Below are 26,519 nucleotides of genomic sequence, written 5' to 3' on the forward strand. Positions count from 1 at the left end.
CGTCCATGTTTTCGCGTTTCTTCATCGACCGGCCGGTGCTGTCCAACACGCTGGCCTTTCTCATCGTCCTGCTCGGCGCCCTGTCGATCATCCGCCTGCCGGTGTCGCAATATCCCAACGTGGTGCCGCCGACCGTCTCGGTGACGGCGACCTATCCTGGGGCAAACGCCCGCACCGTGATGGACACCGTGGCCCTGCCGATCGAGCAGCAGGTGAACGGCGTCGACGGCATGCTCTACATGCAGTCGACCAGCGGCAACGACGGAAGCTACTCGCTGGTGGTGACGTTCGCCATCGGCACCGATCCGGACATGGCCCAGGTGCTGGTGCAGAACCGCGTCTCGCTCGCCAGTGCGCAGCTCCCGACCGCGGTCTCGACGCAGGGGCTCAATGTCCAGAAGGTCTCGACCTCGATCCTGCAGTTCGTGAACCTCTATTCGCAGGGCGGTCGCTACGACAACCTGTTCCTCGCCAACTACGCCACCATCAGCCTCAAGAACGAGCTGGCGCGGCTGCCGGGCGTCGGCTCCGTCACCGTGCTCGGCTCCGGCAATTACGCCATGCGCGTGTGGCTCGACCCCGACCGGCTGCAGACCTACGGCCTGACGCCGAGCGATGTCACGAGCGCCATCCAGCAGCAGAGCACGCAGGTCACGGCCGGGCTGGTGGGCGCGCCGCCCACGCCGTCGAAGGTGAACTTCCAGTACGCCATCAACGTCATCGGCCGCTTCGACGAGGCGAAGGACTTCGAGAACATCGTCGTGAAGGTGCTGGACGAGGGTGGCGGCAAGATCGTGCGCATCGGCGATATCGGCCGCGTCGAGCTCGGGGCTGCCACCTACGGCCACACCGCCACGCTCGACGGCAAGCCCTCGGCCGCCATCGCCATCAGCCAGTTGACCGGCGCCAACGCGCTGACGGTGGCTCAGGAGGTCGACGCCAAGATGAAGGAGCTCGCCGCCTCGTTCCCGGCCGGGCTCGACTACATAGTGTCCTTCGACAGCACCAAGTTCATCACCGCCTCCATCGACGAGGTGTACGCGACCCTGGTCATCGCCGCGGTGCTGGTGCTGATCGTCGTCCTGCTGTTTCTGCAGGACTGGCGCGCCATGCTGGTGCCGGCGACCACGGTGCCGGTGACCATCATCGGGGCGTTCCTGGCCATGGCCCTGCTGGGATACACGGTCAACACGACCAGCCTGTTCGCGCTGGTGCTCGCCATCGGCATCGTGGTGGACGACGCCATCGTCATCGTCGAAGGGGTGTCGCGCCATATCGGCGCCGGCATGTCCAGCCGCGACGCGGCGGTGAAGGCCATGTCGGAGCTGTTCGGCCCGATCATCGGCATCACGCTGGTCCTGATGTCGGTGTTCCTGCCGGCGGCCCTGATGTCCGGCCTCACCGGCAAGATGTACCAGCAGTTCGCGCTGGTCATCGCCGCGACCGCGATCATCTCCGCCATCAACGCGGCGACCCTGAAGCCGACGCAGTGCGCGCTGTGGCTGCGCGCCGCGACGCCGCCGGAGAAGCGGAACTTCATCTATCGCGGCTTCAATGCCGGCTATGACGTCGCCGAAAGGGTGTACGTCGCCGTGGTGCGCCGGCTGGTGCATCGCGCGACGCTCACCAGCCTGGTCGGCCTGGCCCTGATCGGCGGGGCTTTCTACGGCCTGTCGCAGGTGCCGACCGGCTTCCTGCCGGACGAGGATCAGGGCTACTTCGTCATCAGCCTGAACCTGCCCGATTCGGCCTCGGCCCAGCGCACGGAGGCAGCCGTTGCCGATGCCGTCGCGCGCATCCGCCCGCTCGACGGTGTCGAAAGCGTCATCGGCGTGTCGGCTATCTCGCCGCTCGACAACAACGCCACGCTCTACAACACCGGCATGCTCTACGTGGTGCTGAAGGACTGGAGCCAGCGCAAGACCGCCGCGCTCAGCGCCGCCGGCATCGGCAGCAAGGTGCGCGCCGCGCTCGACGATCTCGGCACCGCCGAGGCGACGATCCTGATGCCGCCGCCCATCCAGGGCATCGGCAATGCCGCCGGCTTCACCATGATGGTGGAGGTGAAGGACGGCAGTTCCGACTTCGTCGCCCTGCAGGACGCCGCCGGCGAGATCGTGGACGAAGCCGCGACCCAGACCGCGCTGTCGCATGTGGCGACCAACTTCCGCGGCAACGTCAAGCAGTTGCGTCTCGTGGTCGACCGCGTGAAGGCGGAGACCGACGGCTTGACCGTGGGCCAGGTCTTCACGGCGCTGCAGACCTATGTCGGCTCGACCTACGTCAACCAGTTCACCAAGTTCAACTACGTCTTCCAGGTCTATGTGCAGGCCGATGCGCCGTTTCGCCTGCAGCCCGACGACATCCTCAATCTCAAGATCAAGGGGGCGGACGGAAAGATGGTGGCGCTGGGTGAGGTGGCGCACTTCGTGGACGATGTCGGCCCGCCGCTCATCACCCTCTACAATCTCTATCCCGCGGCGCAGCTGACCGGCGGCCCGGCCACCGGCTTCAGTTCGGGCGACGCGATGAGCCTGATGAGCGAGATCGCCCACCATGTGCTGCCGTCATCGATGGGCGCGGCCTGGACGGCCATGTCCTATCAGCAACAGCTGGTCGGCAATCAGATCTATTACGTCTTCGCCATCGCCCTGGTGCTCGTCTATTTCGTGCTGTCGGCCCAGTACGAAAGCTGGCTGCAGCCGCTGGCGGTGATCCTTGCCGTACCGCTCACCTTGCTCGGCACCGTGGCCGCGCTCGAGGCCACCGGAATGCCGAACGACCTCTACACCCAGATCGGCATCGTGCTGCTGATCGCCCTGGCGGCCAAGAATGCCATCCTGATCGTCGAATATGCGCGCGAGCGTCGCGCCGAGGGCATGGAGGCGACAGCGGCGGCGGTGGAGGCCGCGCGACTGCGGTTCCGCCCCATCCTGATGACCTCGTTCGCCTTTATCTTCGGCATGCTGCCGCTGGTATTCGCGACCGGAGCAGGGGCGGGCGCGCGTGTGTCGCTGGGCGTCGCCGTGGTCAGCGGCATGCTGGCCTCGACCGGCCTCGCGGTGCTGTTCGTCCCGGCATTCTTCACGGTGCTGGAGCGATTGTCGCGGCGGCGATAGCGCCTCCCGCGCAAGTCCTAGTTTTCCCTGATGCGGGCATCGTCGTGCACGGCGATGATGCCGGCATCGACCGGGACCGGCCGTCATCAAGAACAAACGGGCCGGCGGGAAGGGGGGAAGCGTGGCCACACCGACAAGACTGGCGCCGCATCGCAATCGCTGGATAAGGATCCTCGGCGTCGCGTTCGTCATGTACGTGCTGTCCTACATAGACCGCACCAATATCGCCATGGCCATTCCGGCCCTGCGCTCGGAGCTGGGCCTCGGCGCATCGGCGATCGGCTTCGCCACCGGCATGTTCTTCTGGGGCTATATCGTGCTGCAGATTCCGGCAGGCCGTCTCGCCGCGGTTTGGAAGGCCAAATGGGTCATCCTCGGATTGCTGCTGTTCTGGAGCCTCGTCTCCTTCTCCACCGCCTTCGTGCGCACCGAGAACGAGCTCATTGCCAACCGGTTCGTCCTCGGCCTGTTCGAAGGCGGCGTGCTGACCTGTACCATCGTGCTGATCCGCAAATGGTTCACGCGGGCGGAGCGGGCGCGGGCCAATACGGTCTTCCTGGTCAGCATTCCGATCGCCTCCGTCATCGCCAATCCGATCTCCGGCATCGTGCTGGCTCACTTCGGCTGGCAGATGATGTTCATCGTCGAGGCGCTGCCCGGCCTGGTCTGGGCGGCCGTCTGGATCTGGGCCATCGCCGAACAGCCGAGCGAGGCGGCGTGGCTCGACCCGCAGGAGAAGGCGCGGCTGGTGGCGGCGCTCGAAGCGGAGGCGGCGGAGAGCGCTCCGGTCGAGGGCCACTGGATCCGGACCTTGTGGCACCCCGTGGTGCTTCTGCTGGCGCTCTACAATTTCGCGGCGCTGATGGCGGAATGGGGCGTCACCTTCTGGCTGCCGACGGTGCTGAAGGAAACCGGACTGTCGATCGTCGCGGTGGGTTTCCTCAGCGCCATTCCGTCCGCGGTGGGTGCGGTGGTGATGATCCTGGTCGCCATCAGTTCCGACCGCCTGCAGGAGCGCAAATGGCACATGATCGGTGCCACCGCCCTGTCCGGCGTGTTCTTGCTGCTGGCCCAGCTCGCGGGACAGGGCAACACGCTGGGCATCGTGATCTTCCTGACGCTGGCGGTCGCGTCGTTCCTGGGACGCTTCGGACCGTTCTGGTCGTTGCCGACGGAGATGCTGCCGCCCGCGGTCGCGGGCGTGGGAATCGGCCTGGTCAACGGTGCCGGCAATCTCGGCGGCACCGTCGGTCCCTACTTCTTCGGCTGGGTGCGGGAATGGAGCGGCAGCTTCACCGTCGCGCTGACGGCCGGCGGGATCTCCCTGATCCTGGGCAGCCTGCTGGTGATACCGATCCGGCAGCCCAGGAAGGGATGACGGGTCACCCCTCCAGCAAGATCGGCAGCGCCTGTCGGTAGGCGATTTCCGCTCGCGCCTTGAGCTCGGGCAAGGTGCAGCTGCCGATCGGATGCTGCACCTTGAGGAACGGATAGTCGGGCAGGCCGAGGACCTTGGCGATGTTCCGGGCCGTGACGGCGAACGGTTCGGTGCACAGCACCACCGCGCGCTTGCCGAGTTGTTCGAAGCTGATGCCGTCGTGCAGACTGCACGTTGAGCAGGAGCCTCAATCGCCCAGGCCGGTAATCAGGAAGTCGACCTCCTGCGCAACCTTGACCAGGGTGTTGGCGGGGGCGGGGGCACTGGCATTCTTCTTTGAGGCCAGCATGCGGACCGTGCAGCCGTTGCGCTCCACGAACAACGCCGCCACCTCGTTCAGCATCTCCTCGGCATTGAGCTTGCCGTTCTCGAGGATGCCGATCCGCATGCCGTCGATCGTGGCGAGAGCGGGGGCCCGGAAGGCCTTGCGCTTGGGAGTCGTGGACAGGGGTGAATAGAGCTGCATGGCGTCGTCTCCTTTGTCAGTCCCGTTGCGTATTGGCGCCGGCGAGAATCGGCGCGTGCTGCATGATCGATCCGCGGCCGCGGCTCCACGAGGGTATGAAGCAGGAATGGCCGCCGGCGTCGCCGCCGCCCATGGTGACGAGGATGTCGTCCGGCCGCAGCCCGCGATGCATGAAGCCGGGCTCGACCAGCTCGTGTGCCTCGTCGCCGTGCTGCTGGTCGTATTCGCGATCGCGATACTTGCCGACGCTCTTCATGCCGTCGACGGAGCGCTTCGCCTGCGCGAACAGGTAGTCCTGCGTGCGCTCGCGCGACCAGCCGGCATCGGCGATGATCCGCATGTGCTCGGGGGCCAGGATCACGACGCTCTGCCCGAGCGTGATGCAGCCGTAGTTCGCCATGGCATCGGCAACCGAGCCGAGGATCTGTTCCGGCGTGTTGCCGCCGTGATTCTCGACGTTGCAGAAGCCGCCGCCAGCATAGACGGTGACGCTGGAAACACCCTTGGCATAGCCCTGGGCCTCGCTGAGCGGCGGCCACGGATTGCCGCGCGAGCGCTCGGCGATGCAGAAGCTGTATTTGCCCGGATTGCCCTGCGTCGACTTGTCGGAGATGCCGGGGATCATCTGGAAGACGTTGCGCAGGATCAGCCGCACGGCGCGACCGATGGTGGCGTTCGGCCGATTGCCGGGACCGAACAGGTTGACGTCGGAATTCATGCCGATCCGGTCGGGATAGGGGCCACTCACCACCAGCAGCGGCGCGGAGCCGCCGGTGCTGGCGGTCGAACCGTGGAAATTGAAATCCGGCCGGTCCATGGCCTCGAAGGCGGCGACCACGACCGGAAAATACTCCGGCAGGCAGCCGGCCATGACGGCATTGACGGCGGCCGCGTGCAGCGACAGGTCGAGGCCGGTGGCGGGATGATGGGCGATCACGGTATCGGGCGGCCGGTCTTCCGCCGCCAGCATGGACTTTACGCGATCGACAACCGGCGGCACGACGGGCAGCCCGTCGGTCCAGCCCTGCTCGTAGCAGAAGTCGATGGCGGCGAGCAGATCGTCCGGCACCTCATGGATGCGCGGGGCAAGGGCTGGCATCGCTGGCGCTTCCTCACATCTTTGCGGCGATCGTCGTTGCACGGAAGGCTAGGACTGCTGCGAAGCTAAGGCAAAGCAAAACGCGCCGGACCTGGCGTGGCCCTCGGTGATCGCATCATCAGCCGGAATTCCATCCGTGGAGAAGCGGCCTCCGGCAACGGCTGGTAGACGGGGCCGCCCGTCAATCGTTGAACGGAATGTTGGTCGCGGGGATGGTCGGCTCCGCGGGTTCGACAAGGGCGTTGCAGGTGCTCGTCGGCTTGTTGCCCGCGAGCGCCGCCCGGAAGAAGGCCAAGGCATCCGGGAAGGACGCATTGAGGCCGCCATTGTGCGTGGCGCCGACGTAGGTCTTCCAGACGATGTCGTTGCCGGCCGAGCAGAGCGCGGCGACCGCCGCATATTGCCGGCGTGGGACCAGCGTCCGGTCGGCAAGGCCGGTGCCGAGCATCACCGGCACCGGCAGCCGCACGATCGACATGTCCGTCACCGGCGTGAGTCGGGCCACGATCTTGTTCAACGGCTCGACGAAGGCATTGGCGTCCGTGATGCCATCGTGGCGTATCGCCGTGTTGACTTCGGCGCTGCAGCCCTCGCGCGCCGCCTTCAGCAGGGCCTTGCCCTTGTCGGTCGCCAGCGCATCGGGCGATGGCGCACCGTCGGGCAGCGAGCCGCCGATCATCGTCAGCACGACGTAGCGCACCATGCTCGGCACGGCGCGTTGCGGCGGCTTGTAGGGGAAATCCGGAAAGGTCGAGACCACGCCCGTCGCGACGGTCGCCTGCAACGGCACGTCGGGGGCGTAGGTCGGCGCGATGCGTGTCGCGCCCAGGGCGGCGCCCGAACCCTGCGACTGGCCGGTGACGAAGACCTTGTGGGCGAGCTTGTCCGAATAGGTGGCGAGCGCGGCCCGCACGCCGTCGAGGACGGACCGTCCCTCCGCTTCCCAGATGAGATAGGGATGCGGGCCGGGACCGCCGAGACCCTGGTAGTCGGTGGCCACCACCGCGAAGCCATTCTCCAGCCAATGGTTGATGTAGGTGGCGTCGCGCGGCTTGTGTCCTGTCCAGGAGGGAGCGCAGGAATCGGCAACGCCCAGCGTGCCGTGCGCCCAGGCGACCAGCGGCCAGCCGCCCGAAGGCGGTTCGCCCTTGGGCAGGTAGATGGTGCCGCTCACCGGCACGATGCCGGCATGCCAGCGCAGGTCGGTGGAGGTGTAGAGGATGCGGTTGGCCATGCCGGCGGCCGCGATCTCGGCCTGCGCCGGCATCGGCTCCTGTCGCAGCATCTTGCCCGGTTCGGCCGGCAACGGCTGCGTCCAGCGATAGAAGGGCGAGAGATCCTGGTCGCCCACCAGCGGGCCGGTCGGCAAGCTCCCCTGCTGCGGCGCCGACAGGGAAGGGGATTGGGCCATTACGGCGCCGCTGCACGCCAATAGGCCGGCCAGGGCCATGGTTGACGACAAGGAAGCACGTCGCATCATCTGCTCCTCCATCCTTTCTTGTCGCCCGGCCTGCTTCGCACCGCCTATTTCAATCCTTGCAGCGTGAAGCGATCCCGCTGCGCCTGGGCACACTCGCCCATCACGGTCAGAGCGCGCTGCACGGTCGGCGTGCCGAGCACGAACGGGTCGGCGCTCGTCTGCGGATCGCGCAGCCGCGCCAGCTTGGCCGGCGCTTCATCGACACCCGAATGGTTCGAGATCAGCACATCGATGTGCTGCTGGCCGACGAGATCGCGCAGGCGTTTCGTCGACGTGATGTAGGCGTCGAGGCGGCCGAAGTCGGCGCCGAAGTTGAAGCCCGTGCCGCCCCATTCGAGCACGCGATGCTTTTCACCGCGCCAGGTGACATCGAACACCGGGGAAATCGTCCCCATCGTGTGGCCGGGCGTGAGATAGAGCGTGACGCTCGTGTCGCCCAGCGTGACCGTGTCGCCGTCCTTGGCGACGATGTCGCGCTTGGGCGGCGCATCCCACAGCGGCGTCTCGAACTCGAGCTTGGTCTCCATCATGGTCCAGTCGGCATCGCTCATCACGACGCGCGGATGGTATCGCTCGACCAGATAGTTGGCGCCGCCATAGTGATCGCCATGACCGTGCGTCACGATGATGTACTTGATTCGCGCTGGATCGAGCCCGACCTGCCGCAGACCGCCTTCGATCAGTTTCGCGGCTTCCTTGCCGCTATTGAGGGTGTCGATGAGGATGATGCCATCGGAGGTATCGAGCGCCCAGGCGCTTACCCAGGCATCTCCGACGAAGTAAAGCCGATCGAATGCCTTCGCCGGCGGCGGTGCCGGCTTGTCGATCAGCGCCTCCAGCGCGTGATCGTCGCCCTTTGGCCGGGTCGCCGGCGCGGGATCGCACAGGTGAATGAGCGATTTGAGATCGCTGCTGGCGGCTTCTGCAGCCGCGTCGAGGTGAGCCTTAACAGTGGCGTCGCTCGCTGGCGGTGCCGCCAGCGAGATGGCCGATGGGGCAGCGGAAGTCAGCAGGGTGGCGAGCAGCAGGGTGGTGCGGTTCATGGACGTTTCTCCCTTGTCCTGATGGTTGTTCCTGATGGCTGTCCTGATGATGCCGGCACTTTTGGCCAGCCGGCTTATCGGTCAATCGTTGAACGGAATCCCTGCTGTCGGCTTGCCAGGGGCGCCAGGCTCGACAAGGGTCGCGCAGGTGCTTTGCGGCTTGTTTCCAGCGAGCATCGTTCGGAAGAAGGCGAGCGCGTCGGGGAAGGCCGTGTTGGGGCTGCCATTGTGCGTGATGCCCGGATAGGTCTTCCATACGACGTCGTTGCCGGCCGAACAGAGTGCGACCACCGCTGCATATTGCCGTTGCGGAGAGAGCACCGAGTCGGCGAGCCCGGTCCCCAACAGAACCGGCACCGGCAGCTTGACCACCGACATGTCCGTCACCGGCGTTAGCCGCGCCTCTATCTTGTCGATGGGTTCGACGAAGGCGTTGTCGGCCGTTACGCCTTCCTTTTTGGCGACGACACGCATCTCCGTATTGCAGCTCTCTCGCGCCGCCTTGAGCAGGGCCTTTCCCTTGTCGGTCGCCAGCGCATCGGGCGACGGCGAGCCGTCGGGTAGCGAACCGCCAATCATCATCAGCGAGATGTAGTGGGGCGAGCCGATGGTCGTCGGCTGCGCCGGCTTGTAGGGCCCATCCGGGAAGGTGGAGACGACGCCCGTCGCCACGGTGGCGAGCAACGGTACGTCGGGCGCGTAGCTGGGCGCGATGCGCGTGGCCCCAAGCGCTGCACCCGAACCCTGGGACTGTCCGGTGATGAAGACCTTGCGGGCGAGCTTGTCCTGATAACCGGCAAGCGCCGCGCGCACACTATCGAGGATGGAGCGCCCCTCGGACTCCCAAATCAGATAGGCATGCGGGCCCGGTCCGCCCAGGCCCTGATAGTCGGTGGCGACGACGGCGAAGCCCGCCTCCAGCCAGCGGTTGATATAGGTGGCATCGCGCGGCCGATGTCCGGCCCAGGACGGCGCACAGGAATCGGCGACACCCAGCGTGCCATGTGCCCAGGCGACCAGCGGCCAGCCGCCCGCCGGCGGTTCGCCCTTGGGCAGATAGAAGGTGCCGCTCACAGGTACGATGCCGGCACGCCAGCGCAGGTCGGTCGAGGTGTAGAGGATGCGCTTGGCCAGTCCCGCTGCCGTCACTTCAGGTTGGGCCGGCATCGGCTCCTCGCGCAGCATCTTGCCCGGTTGGGCCGGTAGTGCCTGCGCCCAGCGATAGAACGAGGAGAGATCCTGGTCGCCGGCCTGCGGGCCAGTGGGCAGGGTTCCGGATGCCATTTGTGTCTGTGCCATCGCCGGGGAGCCGGCCCACGCCATCGCCACGGCGGCCGTGACCGCCACCGAAGTCAGCATTGTTCTTTTGCCCATCTGTTCCTCCTTCGTCCGCCGTAATTCGGCGGTTCATTGCTTACAGCCACAAGCGGATGGCCAGCCTCCGTCAGCCGTCGAGATAGTCTGGATAGCGTTCGCGGATCTGTTCCAGATAGCCCAGCGTGCCGGACAGGTGCTTCCGCAGATGCTGTTGCGCTTCGTCCGGACGGCTCGCTGCGATCGCGCGCATGATCAGTCGATGATGGCGCACGATATCCTGGGCTTTGCCGGGCGTGGGCAGGTGCAGGCGGCGCAACCGGTCGATGTGGCCGCTGCGGCTTCGCACCAGGTTCCAGAGTTCGAGCTTGTCGGCCGCCGCATAGAGCTGGCGATGGAATTCGTTGTCCGCCGCCATGAACTGGGCGAAGTCGCCGGCCTTCGCGAATTGCTGCTGCAGGGCCAGCGTGCGCTCCAACTCGGGGATCAGCCCGTCCCCGTGCTGGTCCGCAAGCTGGCGCACGATCTCCAGTTCCAGGGCCTGGCGCAGGAAATGAGCCTGCTGCGCCGCCTTCACGTCGATGCGGCTGACGACCGTGGCGTGCTGCGGGAAGACTTCCACCAGCCCTTCCTCGTCAAGACGCATGAGGGCGTCGCGAATCGGCGTCGCGCTCAAGCCGAATTGCGCTGCGAGTTCCAGCCGCGACAGGGTCGTACCCGGCGGCAGCGCCAGAGACAGAATCTTCTCGCGCAACCGCTCGAAGACCTGGGGGGCTGCCTGCCGCTCGCGGTCGAGGCGCAGGATGTTGGTTGGCTTGACCATTGATGCACTAATATATTAGTCCTTCTTCAGGAGGAAGCACAATGACAGACGGCAAGGCCGGAGATGCCAGAGCCAAGGACGCCAAGTCGCTGCGCAGTGCGCGCTGGTTCGCGCCGGATGACCTGCGTTCCTTCGGTCATCGTTCGCGCGCCATGCAGATGGGCTACGCGCCGGAGGAGTGGGCCGGCAAGCCGGTGATCGCGATCCTCAACACATGGTCGGACGCGCAGCCTTGCCACATGCACTTCAAGAGCCGAGTCGAGGATGTGAAGCGCGGCATCCTGCAGGCGGGCGGCTTTCCGATGGAACTGCCGGCACTATCGCTGTCGGAAAGTTTCCTCAAGCCTACCACCATGCTCTATCGCAACCTGCTCGCCATGGACGCGGAGGAGCTGCTGCGCGGCCATCCCGTCGACGGCGTCGTGCTGATGGGCGGCTGCGACAAGACCACGCCGGCGCTGTTGCTGGGCGCGATCAGCGCCGGCCTGCCGACGATTTATCTTCCGGCCGGGCCGATGCTGCGCGGCAACTGGAAGGGCAAGGTGCTGGGTTCGGGCTCCGACGCGTGGAAGTTCTGGGACGAGCGCCGCGCCGGGAAGATATCCGACGCGGACTGGGTCGATGTCGAGGCGGGCATCGCGCGCAGCTACGGCACCTGCATGACCATGGGTACCGCGGCAACGATGATGGCGATGGCCGAGGCCCTCGGCATGGCTCTGCCCGGCGCATCGTCGATTCCGGCCGCCGACGCCAATCACATTCGCATGGCGTCGGAATGCGGTCGGCGCATCGTCGACATGGTTTGGGAGGATCTGACGCCGGCCAGGATCTTGAGTCGAGAGGCCTTCCTGAACGCCATCACGGTGGCGATGGCGGTGGGTTGTTCGACCAATGCCATCATCCATCTGATCGCGCTGGCGCGCCGTGCCGGCCAGGACATCGGCCTCGACGATTTCGAGCGTGCCAGCCGCACGGTGCCGGTGATCGCCAATATCCGGCCGAGCGGCGACACCTACCTGATGGAGGATTTCTTCTATGCCGGCGGCCTGCCGGGCCTGCTCGAGCGCATTCGCAAATACCTGCATCTCGATTGCCTCACCGTCACCGGGCGGACGATCGGCGACAACATCAAGGGCGCCGAGGTCTACAATGACGACGTCATTCGCAGTCTCGACGACCCGATCTACAAGGAAGGCGCGCTGGCGGTACTGAAGGGCAACCTCGCGCCCGACGGTTGCGTCATCAAGCCGAGCGCCTGTGCGCCCAGGTTCCTGAAGCACACCGGGCCGGCGCTGGTGTTCGACGACTATCCGTCGATGAAGGCGGTGATCGATCGCGACGATCTCGACGTGACCGAGGATACGGTCCTGATCCTGCGCAATGCCGGCCCCCAGGGCGGGCCCGGCATGCCCGAATGGGGCATGCTGCCCATTCCCGCCAAGCTCGTGAAGCAGGGCGTGCGCGACATGGTTCGCATCTCCGATGCGCGCATGAGCGGTACCAGCTACGGCGCCTGCATCCTGCATGTCGCGCCGGAATCCTATATCGGCGGGCCGCTGGCGCTGGTTAGGACGGGGGACCTGATTGCGCTCGATGTCGACAAGCGCACCATCGACATGAAGGTGCCAGCCGACGAACTGGAGCGTCGCCGCGCGGCGTGGAGGCAACCGGGACCGCGCTACGAGCGCGGCTATGGATGGATGTTCACGCGGCACATCAAGCAGGCGGACGAAGGCTGTGACTTCGACTTCCTGGAAACCGGATTCGGTGCGCCGGTCTCCGAGCCCTCGATCTACTGAGAGATCGAAGACATTGCGGGACGCGGCGCGCGGTGTCGCGTCTCTGAAAGAGAGACCGGGAGTTTGTTCATTCCTTGCCCCACGGCGGCCAGTGTCTCGTCGGAGGGGTAACGTTGGGAGGCGAAGCATGAAGGCCGAGACCAGGGCGAAGCTTCTTACGATCAGCACTGCGACAGTCGCTACGGCGCTGTTCAAGCGTGGGTTCCGCACTCAATTCATCCAGGATGTCCACCCGCTTTCGCCCGGCCAGCCGGTACTTCTGGGCGAGGCCTTCACGCTGCGATACATGCCCGCGCGGGAGGATCTCAACAGGCTCGATGTGTTCCGGGATCGCAGCCATCCACAGCGCAAGGCGGTGGAGGAATGTCCATCTGGCGCTGTGCTGGTCATGGACAGCCGGAAGGATGCGCGGGCTGCCTCGGCGGGCTCGATCCTGGTCACGCGGCTCATGAAGCGCGGCGTGGCGGGTGTGGTGACGGACGGGGGCTTCCGCGACTCCGCCGAGATCGCGGCGCTGGGTTTTCCCGCCTATCACAATCGGCCCAGCGCGCCGACCAACCTGACGCTGCATCAGGCGATCGACATCAATGTGCCCATCGGCTGCGGCGACGCGCCGGTCTTTCCAGGTGACGTCATCCTGGGCGACGGCGACGGGGTGATCGTCATCCCCGCGCATCTCGCCGACGAGATTGCGGCGGAGGCCTTTGAAATGACCGCCTATGAGGATTTCGTCACCGAACGTGTGCGGGCGGGGCAGGGGATATTCGGCCTCTACCCACCGACCGACGAGCAATCGCTCGCCGACTTCGCCGTCTGGCGCAAAGAGAAGAATCGCTGAAAGCCACATCAATGGAGGAACGACCAAGTGAAGATCAAGGCGTTGAGTGGAGTGTTGGGCGTAGCGGCGTTCATCGCCGTTGCGGCGGGTGGACTGCATCCAGCCGTGGCGCAGTATCCCGATCGGCCGTTGACGGTGATCGTGCCTTTTCCACCGGGCGGCGCATCCGATGTGACGGCACGGCTGGTATCCCCCAAGCTGTCCGAACAGCTCGGGCAGTCGGTCGTGGTCGACAACAAGGCCGGTGCCAACGGCGCCATCGGGGCGGCGGCTGTGAAGCAGGCCAAGCCTGATGGCTACACGCTGCTGGTCGGGTCGATCGGGGTATTCGGCATCAATCCGGCCCTGTTCAGGGATCTGCGCTACGATCCGCTCAAGGACTTCGACCTGTTGAGCGTGATCGTGCGCACGCCCAACGTGCTTGTGGTGAATCCGTCGTTCCCGGCGAAAACGGTCGGTGAACTTGTCGAGTACCTGAAGAAGAATCCCGACAAGGTGAGTTTCGCCTCGTCCGGCACGGGATCGTCCGATCATCTGACGGCGGCGCTGTTCCTGGAGAAGACCGGCGCCACCGGCGTGCACGTGCCCTACAAGGGGGGCGGGCCGGCCATCAACGATCTCGTCGCCGGTCAGGTCAACGCATCCTTCCAGAACCTGGGCGCGATCGTCCAACAGGTGCGCGCCGGCAAGCTCAGGGCGCTCGCCGTCACCAGCGCCACGCGCGTGCCGGCCCTGCCCGATGTGCCGACCATGGCCGAAGCGGGCGTGAAGGACCTCGAAGTCTATTCCTGGCAGGCGGCCGCCGCGCCTCGTGGACTGCCGGCCGCGGTCAAGGAGAAGCTGGTGGCCGATCTTGCCGCAGCGGCCAGGTCGCCTGACGTCAAGGCGCAGTTCGAGCAGCTCGGCTTCGAGGTGGTGGCGGGCACGGGGCAGCAGTTCGATACGTTCCTTGCCGGCGAAATCGGGCGCTGGAGGCAGGTGATCGAGGCTGCGAAGATAACTGTCGAGTAGATGGCAGGACACGGATGAGGCATCGCCGAGGCGGTGGCATCGGCGGCGGCCGTGCAGCAGCATTGCCGTCCCGGCAGCATGGGCGGCAGGTCACTCTAGGCCGTCGGGACGATCGCGGCCAACCACGTGGCGGCGGCGACGGCACCGGCATCCGGTTTGCCGAGAACGCGGTCGCCGAGATAGGCGGCGCGCCCCACGCGCGGATACAGGCGTGCGGTGGCGGCAGCGCCGTCGCTGGCCGCCTGGACGGCTCGTTGCCACGCCTGCACGGCGGGGAGGCCGGCGCCGAGCGCCGCGCGGAATACCTCGGCGGCCGGAAGCAGCGCGTCGAGCATGGTTCGATCGCCGGGCTTGGCGCCGCCTAGTTCGGGGATCGACGCGACCGCTGCCGCAAAGGCATTGGCCCAATCGCTCGGCTGCGGGTCGTCGCGCAGGCCACGGGCGGCGCGCAGCAGGGCTGTTGCGTAGAAGGGGCCGGAACTGCCGGCAATGGCCCGGCCGAGGGCGGATGACATGGCCTTCAGCGCGGAGGCCGGCGTAGCCCAGGCCGCTTCAGGCAAGGCGCGGATGGCGTCGGCGGCGCGCACCATGCTGAGCCCGAGGTCGCCGTCGCCGGCAGCGGCATCCAGCTCCGTCAGCACCGATTCCGCTTGAGTCAATACATCGGCAACTCTCAGGGCCGCGCGCCGGACGGCTGCTCCCGCCGGCGTCGCGGTCGAAGTAGGTGTCGATGGTGATGCTGGCGGGATGATCGGCTGAACCGACCTCGTGGCGGGCAGCCGGCCGTTTCCAGGCCAGGCCGGTGCTTCCGTCGGCGCATCCAGACGTGCCAGCCTCGGGCCGTCGATTTCGAGCACGCTGAGCGAGACGCCGGGCATCTCGAGCGCCGTCAGCAGATTTCCCGACCAGGCACGCTCGACCTGCAGGCCGCGGGCGCGCAGCATCGACAGCGCCTTGCGCGCGACGACCGCCAATTCCATCGCCGGTGTTCCGCCCAGCCCGTTCACCAAAGCCGCGACCCGCGTTCCCGGCGCCAGCGCGAGATCGTCCAGGATCGTGGTCAGAAGTTCGCTCACCACCTCGTCCGCCGGCATCAGCTTGGTGCGTCGCGTCCCGGCTTCGCCATGGATGCCGAGGCCGAGCTCCATTTCGTCGGCGTCGAGCACGAAGCCGGGTTGGCCGCCGGGGATGCTGCAGGCACCGAGCGCGACGCCCATCGTCCCGACCCTGGAGGCCGCCGCGCGGGCCTCGGCCGCCACGGCCTCGAGATCCAGCCCGGCCGCCGACGCGGCTCCAGCGACCTTGTGCACCAGGATGGTCCCGGCAATGCCGCGGCGACGCGCCGGTTCCACCGTGTCGCGTAACGCGACATCGTCCGCCACGATGACGGTCTCGACGGGGATGCCTTCGCTGCGGGCGAGCTCGGCGGCGAGGCCGAAGTTCAGCCGGTCGCCGGTGTAGTTCTTGACCACCAGCAGCACGCCCGCCGGGCCGGCCACCGCGCGGATCGCCGCCAGCACCGCCTCGGTGGCGGGAGAGGTGAAGACGTCGCCAGCCACGGCGGCGTGCAGCATCCCGGCGCCGACATAGCCGGCGTGCGCCGGTTCATGTCCGCTGCCGCCGCCTGAGATGATGGCAACCTGCCGGTGCGCCGGCGGCGGCAGATCGGCGCGCAGAACGACGTTCTCGCCGTCCAGCAAGACCTGCCCCGCATTCAGTCCGACATGGCCTTCGAGCATTTCGCGAACCACGGCGCGCGGATGATTGATCAGCTTCTTCATGGCGTTTCCTGTTTTCTTGTTGGGGGGGCAGGTGGAGTTGCCACCATTTGAGTGTCGATCCCCGGAATGGCAATGTCACCGGGCTTGAGTTCACCCATTAAGCGGATACCTCCGCGCTGAAGTGGTGGTCATGATCCGATGCGCTACACGGGCGGAGCTTCGCTCCGCTTGTGGAGTGGCGCGCTCCGATGAGCTTCGCGAGCTTTCCTGGATGTCGTTGGATGGGACACTGTGGACCTTCGGCTCAATCGGAGTATTGGTTGCGTCCGCTGATCGTGCTATTATCGCAATGATCTGGCCATGGGTGGCGATAATGGCAATGAAGTCCGTGGATACCTCGATGACTGTCCGCTCAGCGGCTTCCGCACCGCCTCGCGAGGCTCGCGAGCCTCGCGAGGAATAAGATCGAATCCAGTGGCTGCAGCGTTTTCGGCCGATCCTCGCGAGGATTTTTTTTGAGAGAGCAAGGGGGAGGGGGAGATGCAGGATGGGGGAAGATTTGGGTGAAAGGCTTTTCGCATCGCTATCCGAGGCTTCCCGCCGCGATGGGAAACGTCGGGAACCGCGTCGTCTTGTGCGGATGTCGGGCACCGCTATAGTCCGCCCCCAACCCGATTGAGGCGCATTTTCGAGGGAGTGGCGTATGGCTGTGTTCGGCAAGGCCCAGTACATCAAGCGCGTCGAGGACGACCGGCTCCTGACCGGGACCGGCGGCTTCACCGATAACCTGTCGCGGCCCAACCAGGTCCATGTGGTGCTGGTACGCTCGCCCCACGCTCATGCCAGGATCGTGAACATCGACATGTCGGCTGCGAAAAAGGCGCCGGGCGTGGTCGCGGTCTATACCTGGGCCGACATGGCGAAGGATGGCTGCGGCGACTTCTCCTTCCCGGCCATGTTCCCGAACGCCGACGGCAGCAAGCCCGAGATGACGCCGCGCCGCTCGCTGGCGCACGAGGCCGTGCGGCATGTCGGCGAGGCGGTGGCGGCGGTCGTCGCCGAGACGCGCGAACAGGCCGTCGATGCGGTCGAACTGGTCGAGGTCGAATACGATCCGCTGCCGGCAGTGACCGAGATCGACGATGCGCTGAAGCCTGGCGCTCCGCTGGTGTGGCAGGGCGCGCCCGGCAATCTCGCCGGCTTCAATCGCTTCGGCGACCAGGCCAAGGCCGATGCCGCCTTCAAGGCGGCCGCCCATGTCGTGTCGCTCGACATCATGCATCAGCGCCTGATCGTGAATGCGATGGAGCCGCGCGCCATCATGGCGGAGTGGGACGGCGACCGCATCGTCGTCCATATCGGCAGCCAGAATCCCTCGGTCACGCGCGACACCCTGGCCGGCGTGATCCTCAAGATGCCGCAAGAGAAGGTGCGCGTGCTGGTGCGCGACATCGGCGGCGGCTTCGGCATGAAGACCGGCATCCAGCCCGACGAATCGGTCGCGGTGTGGGTGGCCAAGGTCCTGAAGCGGCCGGCCCGCTGGCGCGCCGAGCGCACCGAGGAATTCCAGGCCACCACCGCCGGCCGCGACCAGCTCCACAAGGCGTCGCTGGCGCTCGACAAGGATGGCCGCATCCTGGCGCTGCGCATGGAGGCGTTCGCCAATATCGGCGCCTATCCCTCACGCGGCGGCGTGGTGATCCCGCTGTTCGTCGGCCCGAAGGTGACGACGGGCACCTACGACATTCCGGTCGTCGACCTTCGGCTCAACTGCGTGCTCACCAACACGGCCACCATCGGCGCCTATCGCGGCGCCGGCCGGCCGGAATGCATCCTCAACGTCGAGCGCCTGATGGATACGGCGGCGCGCCAGATCGGCATGGATCCGGCCGAGCTGCGGCGGCGTAACTTCGTCAAGCCGTCGCAGATGCCCTACACGACGGCGATGGGCGAGAAGTACGATACCGGCGACTTCAACCTCTTCCTCACCAAGACGCTCGAGGCGTCGGACTGGAACGGCTTCGCCCAGCGCAAGGCCGAGGCGGAGAGCCGCGGCAAGCTCTATGGACGCGGCCTCGCCTCCTACGTCGAATGGACCAGCGCCAACGTCATGAACGAGATGGCGCATTACGAGGTGAAGGCCGACGGCACCGTCACGATCTGGATGGGCACGCAGGGCATGGGGCAGGGGCTGCAGACCAGCTTCACCCAGCTCGCCTCGGAGCTGCTGGGCATCGATCCGTCGAAGATCGAGATCGCCATGGGCGATTCGGATCATGTCGGCGGCGTCGGCTCGATGGGCTCGCGCTCGGCCTATATCGGCGGCTCGGCCGTGCTCACCGGCAGCGAGAAGCTGATCGACAAGGGCAAGGACCTGGCGGCCGATGCGCTGGAAGCCAGCACCGCCGACATCACCTACGCCTCGGGCCGCTTCACCATCGCCGGCACCGATCGCGGCATCGGCTTCGGCGAGCTGGCGGCCAAGCAGCCCGACAAGCGCATCTTCATCGAGAACGTGAACACGGTCGACGGCATCGCCTGGCCGAACGGCGCCCATGTCGGCGAGGTCGAGATCGATCCGGAGACCGGGAGTGTGGAGCTCAAGCGCTACACCACGGTCGACGACGTGGGCCGGCCGCTGCATCGGCCGATCGTGTTCGGCCAGATCCAGGGCGGCTGCGCCCAGGGCATCGGCCAGGCGCTGCTCGAGGAGAACGTCTATGATCGCGAGTCGGGCCAGCTCCTGACCGGGTCGTTCATGGACTACGCCATGCCGCGCGCTGACACTTTCCCGACCTTCAACAACCAGCTCGACGATTCGGTGCCGGCCAAGAGCAATCCGATCGGGGCCAAGGGCGTGGGCGAATCGGGCACGGTGGGCTCGACGCCGACGGTGATGAACGCGATCATGGACGCGCTGTGGCCGCTGGGCGTGCGCAACCTGCAGATGCCGGCGACGCCGCGGCGCGTCTGGCAGGCGATCCAGGACGTACGCAAATAACAAGACGTGCAGTAAGTAGGGATGGCAATGAAGCAGCGGATCTTCGGGTGGATATCGACCCTGATCGGCATCGTCGTGGCGCTGGCCCTGATCGAGGCCACCGCGACGGTGTGGCTCATCATCGAAGACGGGCACTACACGCCGGCTTCCGAACTCTTCGAGCGTACGCAGAACACCTACGTGCGCGACATGACGAAGAACTCCGATTGCCGCTACGTCGATACGCTGTTTCCCCATCCCTATGTCGCCTTCGTCCATCACGGCAATCCGCCCTGCGGCAAGCCGTGGGTGAACAATGTCGGCCTGTTCGGGCCCGACTATCCGACGGTGAAGCGCACCGACGTCTACACGGTGATGCTGGTGGGCGGCTCGGTGGCGTCGCAGCTCGGCCAGGAGCTGGGACCGCCGGCCCAGCACTATCTCGAGGATGAGCTCAACCGCCGCTACATCAGCCCGACCGGCAAGCCGTTCATGGTGCTGAATGGCGGCGACGGCGCCTGGAAGGAACCGCAATCCTTCATCCTGTTCTCGCTCTATGCCAGCTCGGTCGATGCGGTGCTGACGCTCGACGGCTTCAACGAGCACTACTTCTTCTTCCCGGGCACGCCTGAACGGCTCGAGCGGCCGCTCAGCAACTTCATCGACGTCAATCCCTTCGTCGCCGACGAGAATTTCGGTGATGCCGCGATCGGCTGGGTGATCGGCCGTGTCGGCGGCGCGCTGCAGCGCACGCCGCTGCTGGGCCACAGCCACGCTGCCTACATGATCGTGCGCGGCATCGAGGCCGTGGCCAAGAGCAAGGACATCTTCTCCTCGAACAAGAAGACGACGCTCGCCAGCCTGTTCAAGATGCCGGAGGAGATCGTCAAGGATCACGAGCGCGAATTCCAGGTGCAGCTCGGCCTGTATCAGAAATACGAGCGCGCCATCGAGGCGGTGGCCAAGGACAACGGGGTCAAGACGGCGTACTTCCTTCAGCCCGTTCCGGCCTACGGAAAGGAACTGACGGAGGAAGAGAAGAAGAGCGCCGGCGACCTCGGCTATCGCGATCTCTACCGGCGCATCGTCGACGGCATGATGAGCCTGCGCAGCCAGGGACTCGCCATGTACGACCTCGGCGACATCTACAAGGACGAGAAGGGCAGGATCTACGCCGATCACGTCCATTGCTTCCGCGAGCCCGATCCGCGCGCCGACAGCCGCGGCTATACCATCATGGCGCAGCGCATCGCCGCCGATCTCGCGCAGGCCTGGGGCCTCAAGGAGAAGCCGGCCAATTGAGGACGGGCCGGCGCGGCTACGATTGAGACAAATCGCGGCCGATTCCGACACCAACGTTACGGCTTCGGCCCTTATATCACTGTGGCGCCGGACGGGAGGGGTCCCGCTCGGCGGCAGAGTTTCAGGTGTGGGTTTTGCCGGCTCGCAAGGCCGGCAAGGGGGCTGACCGCAAGAGCGAAGGGGTTCGCTCGAGGTCGGCGGTGTCGGGACTTGGGGGTTCGCTCATGACGTTCACGCGCGCGTACGCTTTCGGCCAATCGGTGTTGGCCTCCTTGCTGGCCTTGATACTGGTCGCGCAGACCGGTTCTTCCTCCACGCGCTTCGCGCTGATGGTCGGCCTCGGCTGCTCGGCAGTGCTTGTGCTGGTGCGTGTCGGCGCTGCAGCAGGGGCTTCCCCTTTCAGTCCCTAGTGCGAATAGGGGCAGTCCCTCGGGCTTTGCGTTTGATCGAGGCCACGCGGTGCGCCATCCTCGCCGCGCCGGAGATGGGATCCGGCCAAAAGGGAACCTAACGTGTCGCGTACCGATCGCGCGGAAGGCGCGTCGATTCATCATCCACCGTCGATCGATCGCATGGCCAACTGGTCGGCGCTGGCGCCGCTGATCCAGCAGGTCGGGCGATCGATGGTCGTCGAGGCGCTGCGGGCCTGGGCCGACGCCCGCCGCGGCCAGGACGACGTCGGCGATCCGGCGGCGTGCGCGCACTGGTGCGCGCAGCGGCTGGCGGCCTTCACGCAACCGTCGCAGCGGCGCGTGTTCAACCTGACCGGCACCGTGCTGCACACCAATCTCGGCCGCGCGCTGCTGGCCGAGGAGGCGATCGAGGCGGCGGTGATGGCGATGCGATCGCCGACGACGCTCGAATACGACCTCGAGGATGGCAGCCGCGGCGAGCGCGACGACCATATCGCGCCCTGGCTTTGCCGCCTGACCGGAGCCGAAGCGGCGACGGCGGTAAACAACAATGCCGGCGCGGTCCTGCTGGCGCTCAACGCATTGGCGGCGGGCCGCGAGGTGATCGTCTCGCGCGGCGAGCTGATCGAGATCGGCGGCGCCTTCCGCATCCCCGACATCATGGCGCGGGCCGGATGCCGGCTGGTCGAGGTCGGCACCACCAACCGCACGCATCTCAAGGACTACGCCGAGGCGATCGGGCCGGAGACGGCGGCGGTCATGAAGGTCCATCCGTCGAACTATGCCGTGCAGGGCTTCACCAAGTCGGTGTCGGCCGCGGAGCTGGTGCCGCTGGCGCACGAAAAGGGCGTGCCGGTGATCGAGGATCTCGGCAGCGGCACGCTGGTCGATCTCGACAGCTGGGGCCTGCCGCACGAGCCGACGGCGCGCGAGGCGATCGCGGCGGGCATCGATGTCGTCACCTTCTCCGGCGACAAGCTGCTGGGCGGTCCGCAGGCCGGCCTGCTGGTGGGCAAGCGGGCGTATATCGAGCGCATCGCGCGCAACCCGATGAAGCGCGCCCTGCGCCTCGACAAGGTGCGGCTCGCCGCGCTCGAGGCGACGCTCAGGCTCTATGGCGATCCCGAGCGGCTGGTGCAGCGTCTGCCCACCATTCGCGCGTTGGCGCGGCCGGCGGCCGAGATCCATCTCCAGGCCGAACGCCTCCTGCCGGCCTTCGCTCAAGCACTTGGGCAGGGATGGCAAGTCGGCCTGAAACCCGTGCGCGGCCAGATCGGCTCGGGGGCGCTGCCGGTCGATCTGCTGCCGTCCTTCGCCCTGATGGTGCGCGGCAAGGGGCTGCACAAGCTCGCCGCCGCCTTCCGGCAGTTGCCGATCCCGGTGATCGGCCGCATCGAGGACGACGCGCTGCTGTTCGATCTGCGTACCCTCGACGACGAGGCCGGCTTCATCGCCCAGCTCGATCGGCTGGCGCCATGATCGTCGGCACCGCCGGTCACATCGACCATGGCAAGACGGCCCTGGTAAAGGCCCTCACCGGCGTCGACGCCGATCGCCTCAAGGAAGAGAAGGCGCGCGGCATCACCATCGATCTCGGCTATGCCTACAGCGATCTCGGCGACGGCCGCCAGCTCGGCTTCGTCGACGTGCCAGGCCACGAGCGCTTCGTGCACAACATGCTGGCCGGCGCGACCGGCATCGATGCGGCGCTGCTGGTCGTGGCCGCCACCGAAGGCATCAAGCCGCAGACGATCGAGCATCTGCAGATCATCGACCTGCTCGGCCTCGATCGCGGACTGGTGGCGCTCACCAAGGCCGATCTGGCCACCGACGATCAGCTGCTCGAGCGCATGACCGAGGTCGAGACGCTGCTGGCCTCGACCTCGCTCGCCGGCGCCGAGATCGTCCCGGTGTCGGCCGTGACCGGCCAGGGCATCCAGGAACTCAAGGCCAAGCTGCTGACGCTGGGCGAGAGCGGCAAGGGGACGACCGGGTTCGCCCGCCTGGCGGTCGATCGCAGCTTCGTCCTGTCGGGCGCCGGCATCGTCGTCACCGGCACGGTCCATGCCGGCGAGATCAAGGTCGACGACCGGCTGCTGCTGACGCCGTCGGGGCTGGACGCGCGCGTGCGCTCTCTGCATGCGCAGAATCGCCCGGCCGGCATCGGCCGCGCCGGCGAACGCTGCGCCCTCAATCTCGCCGGGCCGAAGCTGTCGAAGGAATCGGTCCGCCGCGGCGACTGGGTGGTGAGCCCGGAACTGCATGCGCCGACCGACCGGCTCGACATACGGCTGAAGCTGCTCGCGTCCGAGCCGCAGCCCCTGAAGCACTGGTCGCCGGTGCATGTCCATCTCGCCGCTGCCCACGTGATGGGACGCGTGGCGCTCCTGGAAGGGGATCACCTGGCGCCAGGCGGCAGCGGACTGGCGCAACTGGTGCTCGAGGAAAAAATCGGCGCGTTGGCCGGCGATCGCGTCATCCTGCGCGATCCGTCGGCGACGCGCACTATGGCGGGCGGCACCGTCATCGATCCGTTCGGCCCGCCGCGCAACCGCCGCACGCCACGACGCCTCGCCGAGCTCTCGACCCTGGCCCAGCCGGATCCGTTTACCCGGCTGCTGGCTCTGGACGGAGGCTTCGTCGATCTCGGGCGATACGGCCTTGCGCACAATCAGCGGCCGGAAGACCTCGAACGGCATCTGGCCGACGCCGACGGCGTGCGTGTCCAGGGCTTCGGCTTCCTGCCGACCACGATGGAGCAGATCCGCCGCGACATCGCCGAGACGCTGACCGCCTTCCACAAGAGCAATGCCGACGCGCCCGGCATGCAGCCGGAACGTCTGCGCGTCAGCCTCAAGCAGCGCTGGCCGGCGCCGGTATTCCGGGCGTTGCTGGACGGCGAGGTGGCGGCGAAGACGCTCGTGCTCGATGGCGGCTTCGTGCGCCTGCCGGGCCATTCTCTCACGCTGGCGCCGCGCGACGAGGCGCTGTGGCGCAAGATCTCGGCCGAACTCGCGCGCGACCGCTTCAAGCCGCCGCGGGTGCGCGACTTCGCCCAGACCTACCGCGAGCCGGAACCGAACGTGCGCAAGCTCATGCGCCAGCTGGCGCGCCTCGGCCAGGTGGTGGAGGTGGCGCCGGATCAGTTCTTCCTGCGGCCGGTGGTGGCCGAGATGATCGCCATCGCCGACGGCCTGGGCGCCGACTTCACGGCCGCCCAGTTCCGCGACAAGCTCGACAACGGTCGCAAGCTTGCGATCCTGATCCTGGAATTCTTCGACCGGCACGGCATCACCGTCCGCCGCGGCGACCTGCGCCGCACCATGCCGCAGAAGCTCGGCCAGTACGGTCCGCCGCCTGCTTGAGGAGGCGGCGCCGTATCCGGAAGTTTCGCTTCGCTGAAGCCTCTGCTGCTGCCGCGTGACAGCGCTGTGGTTCTGGGGAATTATCCGCGACGGAGGGGAATCGCTCCCGGTGGGGCGGCTGGCCTTCAAAGCCAGAGAGGGTCGCCAGACGGCTCTTAGTGGGTTCGACTCCCACTCTCTTCCGCCAATTCTGATTCCAAAGACTCCCGCCAGCTACCGCCGATGATTACCTATACCGCGCATCCGATCATCCCGCATCCGGCGCAATCTTCCCCGGAATCGTTGCTTGCAGCGCCATCGCATCGGGAAGCCGGCCGATGACGAGAACGACACATTAGAAGAAATTCAAGAGCTGCCCAGATGCACGTCGAACAGACAGTGGCTGCACATGCTGTCAGCGGCGACAAGCACTTGCATTGAACTGCACGCCAAGGCCCAATATCATTTCGCGAGCTCCCTGCCGCGCCCTACGAAGGCCAAGCATCCCTAGATGTTTGATCTCGGGATTTGATGGTACCCCCTTGTCGCGTGATTCGAGGGATGCGCTATGGGTCAGGTTCTTCACGGCTGCGCCACAACGACAGAGGCGATCCGTCGAGCGATACAGCATAGTCAAGAGAGCTTGAGGAGCCTTTCCAAGCGATACGGCATCAATCCCAAGACTGTTGCCAAGTGGAAGAAGCGCGGCTCCGTTGCTGATCTGAAGACCGGGCCGAAGGAAGCGAAGTCGACAGTGCTTTCGATCGAGGACGAGGCGATCGTCGTCGCCTTCCGCAAGCACACGCTCTTGCCGCTCGACGACTGCCTCTATGCCCTTCAGGCCACGATCCCGCACCTGACCCGTTCGTCCTTGCACCGCTGCCTCCAGCGCCACGGCATCTCGCGACTGCCAGACGTCCAAGACGGCAAGGCCAAGAAGCGCAAGTTCAAGGCCTATCCCATCGGCTACTTCCACATCGATATCGCCGAAGTTCGCACCCAGGAGGGGCGGCTCTACCTCTTCGTGGCCATCGACCGGACTTCAAAGTTCGCCTTCACCGAGCTGCACGAGAAGGCCACCACGGCCGTCTCAAGAGAGTTCCTGCTACACCTGGTCGCCGCTGTTCCCTACAAGATCCATACCGTGCTCACCGACAATGGTCAGCACTTCACCGATCCCCGTGGCGAGAGCTGGACGGCAGCCGAGATCAAGGAGTTGATCGCACGGAAGGAACTCTTCCGAGCTCACGCCTTCGAATACACCTGCGCCAAGGCCGACATCGACCATCGCCTTACCAAGCCCAAGCATCCTTGGACCAACGGCCAGGTCGAGCGCATGAATCGAACAATCAAGGATGCGACGGTCAAACGCTTCTATTACGAAACCCACGATCAGCTTCGCAGCCATCTCGCCGACTTCGTCATGGCCTACAACTTCGCCAAGCGCCTCAAGACCCTCAAAGGCCTCACGCCATACGAATACATCTGCAAGCTCTGGACAAAAGAGCCTGACCGCTTCACCCTCAATCCGCTCCACAAAATGCCGGGACTAAACATGCTTGATCTTGGCGAAGGCCTGCTCGATTGGATTGAGGTCTGGGGAGTAAGGGGGAGGTACCAGAGCCTTGCGCCGGCGGCCTTGATCATGCGGCGCAGGGCCGCCGACTTGTGGCTGCCGAGATTGTCCATGACGACGATGTCACCTGGCTGGAGGACCGGCAGAAGCTGCTGCTCGACATAGGCCCGGAAGCACTGTCCGTTGATTGGGCCGTCGAAGACACAAGGCGCAGTGAGGCGATCGTGGCGCAGTGCGCCGAGGAAGGTCAGGGTGCGCCAGTGGCCATGAGGGGAAAAGCCGCGCAGGCGCTCTCCCTTCGGCGCCCAGCCGCGCAGAGGGGCCATATTGGTCTTGATCCAGGTTTCGTCGATGAAGACCAGATGCCGAGGATCGAGGCGAGCCTGCCAGGCCCTCCAGCGGTGGCGACGCCGGGCCACGTCGGCACGGCCCTGCTCAAGGGCGAACAGCGTTTTTTTTGAACCGCAGCCCTTCGCGCCGCAGGAACATCCAGACCGCATTGTGCGAGACGATCACGCCGCGTGCCGCCAACTCGTCCTTCAGCTTGTGCAGCGTCAGGTGCGGCGTCTGTCTGATCCTCTCCTCGATGAAGGCGCGATGCGGCTCCAGCGTCCGCTTGCGATGTCCCCCCATCTTCCCGGGCGCCACAGAGCCGGTCGACCGCCAGCGCTGCGACCACTTCACCACCGAGGACACCGCAACACCGAACCGCGCCGCCACCGCGCGGCAGCTCTCCCCTCCTGAAACTGCCCG

At 66.2% G+C, this 26,519-nt stretch carries 17 protein-coding genes, 1 tRNA gene and 2 pseudogenes; 12 read left to right on the forward strand and 8 right to left on the reverse strand.

What is annotated here, in order from left to right:
- Positions 1 to 5 precede the first annotated feature (5 nt).
- Both B5D62_RS30445 and B5D62_RS30450 read left to right on the forward strand, forming a co-directional pair.
- A complete protein-coding gene (locus tag B5D62_RS30445) occupies positions 6 to 3,119 on the forward strand; it encodes an efflux RND transporter permease subunit (RefSeq protein WP_085937851.1) in 3,114 nt (1,037 codons plus the stop codon).
- Between the two features lie 121 nt (positions 3,120 to 3,240).
- Entirely contained in the window at positions 3,241 to 4,497 is a 1,257-nt protein-coding gene (locus tag B5D62_RS30450; protein ID WP_139374180.1) for an MFS transporter, read from the forward strand.
- Between the two features lie 4 nt (positions 4,498 to 4,501).
- Here the strand turns inward: B5D62_RS30450 and B5D62_RS34290 are convergent, their stop codons facing one another.
- From B5D62_RS34290 to B5D62_RS30485, 6 genes are all read right to left on the reverse strand, one after another.
- The gene (locus B5D62_RS34290) at positions 4,502 to 5,023 is read right to left on the reverse strand and encodes a UGSC family (seleno)protein (protein ID WP_336470178.1); all 522 of its coding nucleotides are present in this window, start codon (positions 5,021 to 5,023) and stop codon (positions 4,502 to 4,504) included.
- Between the two features lie 16 nt (positions 5,024 to 5,039).
- Positions 5,040 to 6,122, reverse strand: coding sequence for a hypothetical protein (locus B5D62_RS30465; protein ID WP_085937855.1), 1,083 nt, complete (start codon positions 6,120 to 6,122; stop codon positions 5,040 to 5,042).
- A 181-nt stretch (positions 6,123 to 6,303) separates the two neighbouring features.
- Entirely contained in the window at positions 6,304 to 7,602 is a 1,299-nt protein-coding gene (locus B5D62_RS30470; protein ID WP_085937876.1) for a lipase family protein, read from the reverse strand.
- 44 nt (positions 7,603 to 7,646) lie between these two features.
- Entirely contained in the window at positions 7,647 to 8,645 is a 999-nt protein-coding gene (locus tag B5D62_RS30475; protein ID WP_085937856.1) for an MBL fold metallo-hydrolase, read from the reverse strand.
- Between the two features lie 81 nt (positions 8,646 to 8,726).
- On the reverse strand, positions 8,727 to 10,019 hold the full coding sequence (locus B5D62_RS30480; RefSeq protein WP_218191387.1) for an alpha/beta hydrolase: 1,293 nt from the start codon (positions 10,017 to 10,019) through the stop codon (positions 8,727 to 8,729).
- A 70-nt stretch (positions 10,020 to 10,089) separates the two neighbouring features.
- Entirely contained in the window at positions 10,090 to 10,782 is a 693-nt protein-coding gene (locus tag B5D62_RS30485; protein WP_085937858.1) for a GntR family transcriptional regulator, read from the reverse strand.
- A gap of 41 nt (positions 10,783 to 10,823) precedes the next feature.
- On the opposite strand from B5D62_RS30485, the gene araD reads away from it, so the two are divergent.
- The 3 genes from araD (at position 10,824) to B5D62_RS30500 (ending at position 14,430) form a co-directional block, all read left to right on the forward strand.
- A complete protein-coding gene (araD, locus tag B5D62_RS30490; RefSeq protein WP_085937859.1) occupies positions 10,824 to 12,581 on the forward strand; it encodes an L-arabinonate dehydratase in 1,758 nt (585 codons plus the stop codon).
- Positions 12,582 to 12,708: 127 nt separating this feature from the next.
- A complete protein-coding gene (locus B5D62_RS30495) occupies positions 12,709 to 13,419 on the forward strand; it encodes a ribonuclease activity regulator RraA (RefSeq protein ID WP_085937860.1) in 711 nt (236 codons plus the stop codon).
- 27 nt (positions 13,420 to 13,446) lie between these two features.
- Positions 13,447 to 14,430, forward strand: coding sequence for a Bug family tripartite tricarboxylate transporter substrate binding protein (locus B5D62_RS30500; protein WP_218191388.1), 984 nt, complete (start codon positions 13,447 to 13,449; stop codon positions 14,428 to 14,430).
- Between the two features lie 95 nt (positions 14,431 to 14,525).
- Here B5D62_RS30500 and B5D62_RS30505 read toward each other — a convergent pair whose 3' ends face one another.
- Complete coding sequence (locus B5D62_RS30505; RefSeq protein WP_085937861.1) at positions 14,526 to 16,211, reverse strand: dihydroxyacetone kinase family protein; 1,686 nt, start codon at positions 16,209 to 16,211, stop codon at positions 14,526 to 14,528.
- A gap of 643 nt (positions 16,212 to 16,854) precedes the next feature.
- Between B5D62_RS30505 and B5D62_RS30510 the strand changes: the two genes are divergently transcribed.
- The 7 genes and pseudogenes from B5D62_RS30510 to B5D62_RS30535 all read left to right on the forward strand — a co-directional run.
- The gene (locus B5D62_RS30510; protein ID WP_085937862.1) at positions 16,855 to 19,152 is read left to right on the forward strand and encodes a xanthine dehydrogenase family protein molybdopterin-binding subunit; all 2,298 of its coding nucleotides are present in this window, start codon (positions 16,855 to 16,857) and stop codon (positions 19,150 to 19,152) included.
- A 27-nt stretch (positions 19,153 to 19,179) separates the two neighbouring features.
- Entirely contained in the window at positions 19,180 to 20,433 is a 1,254-nt protein-coding gene (locus tag B5D62_RS30515) for a hypothetical protein (RefSeq protein WP_085937863.1), read from the forward strand.
- A 224-nt stretch (positions 20,434 to 20,657) separates the two neighbouring features.
- Positions 20,658 to 20,843: a hypothetical protein gene (locus tag B5D62_RS30520; RefSeq protein ID WP_139374181.1), complete on the forward strand. Its 186-nt coding sequence runs from the start codon at positions 20,658 to 20,660 to the stop codon at positions 20,841 to 20,843.
- Between the two features lie 102 nt (positions 20,844 to 20,945).
- Positions 20,946 to 22,325, forward strand: coding sequence for an L-seryl-tRNA(Sec) selenium transferase (gene selA, locus B5D62_RS30525; RefSeq protein WP_269435141.1), 1,380 nt, complete (start codon positions 20,946 to 20,948; stop codon positions 22,323 to 22,325).
- Positions 22,322 to 24,211, forward strand: coding sequence for a selenocysteine-specific translation elongation factor (gene selB, locus B5D62_RS30530; protein WP_170921235.1), 1,890 nt, complete (start codon positions 22,322 to 22,324; stop codon positions 24,209 to 24,211). Before selA ends, selB begins: the two co-directional genes overlap by 4 nt.
- Before the next feature lie 91 nt (positions 24,212 to 24,302).
- Positions 24,303 to 24,398, forward strand: a tRNA-Sec gene (locus B5D62_RS33610).
- Between the two features lie 360 nt (positions 24,399 to 24,758).
- Positions 24,759 to 25,745, forward strand: a pseudogene (locus B5D62_RS30535) (IS481 family transposase); the annotation flags it as partial.
- Here B5D62_RS30535 and B5D62_RS30540 read toward each other — a convergent pair.
- Positions 25,746 to 26,519, reverse strand: a pseudogene (locus B5D62_RS30540) (IS630 family transposase); the annotation flags it as partial.

It is taken from the genome of Enhydrobacter aerosaccus (genome assembly GCF_900167455.1).
GTDB classification, from domain to species: Bacteria; Pseudomonadota; Alphaproteobacteria; order Reyranellales; family Reyranellaceae; genus Reyranella; species Reyranella aerosaccus.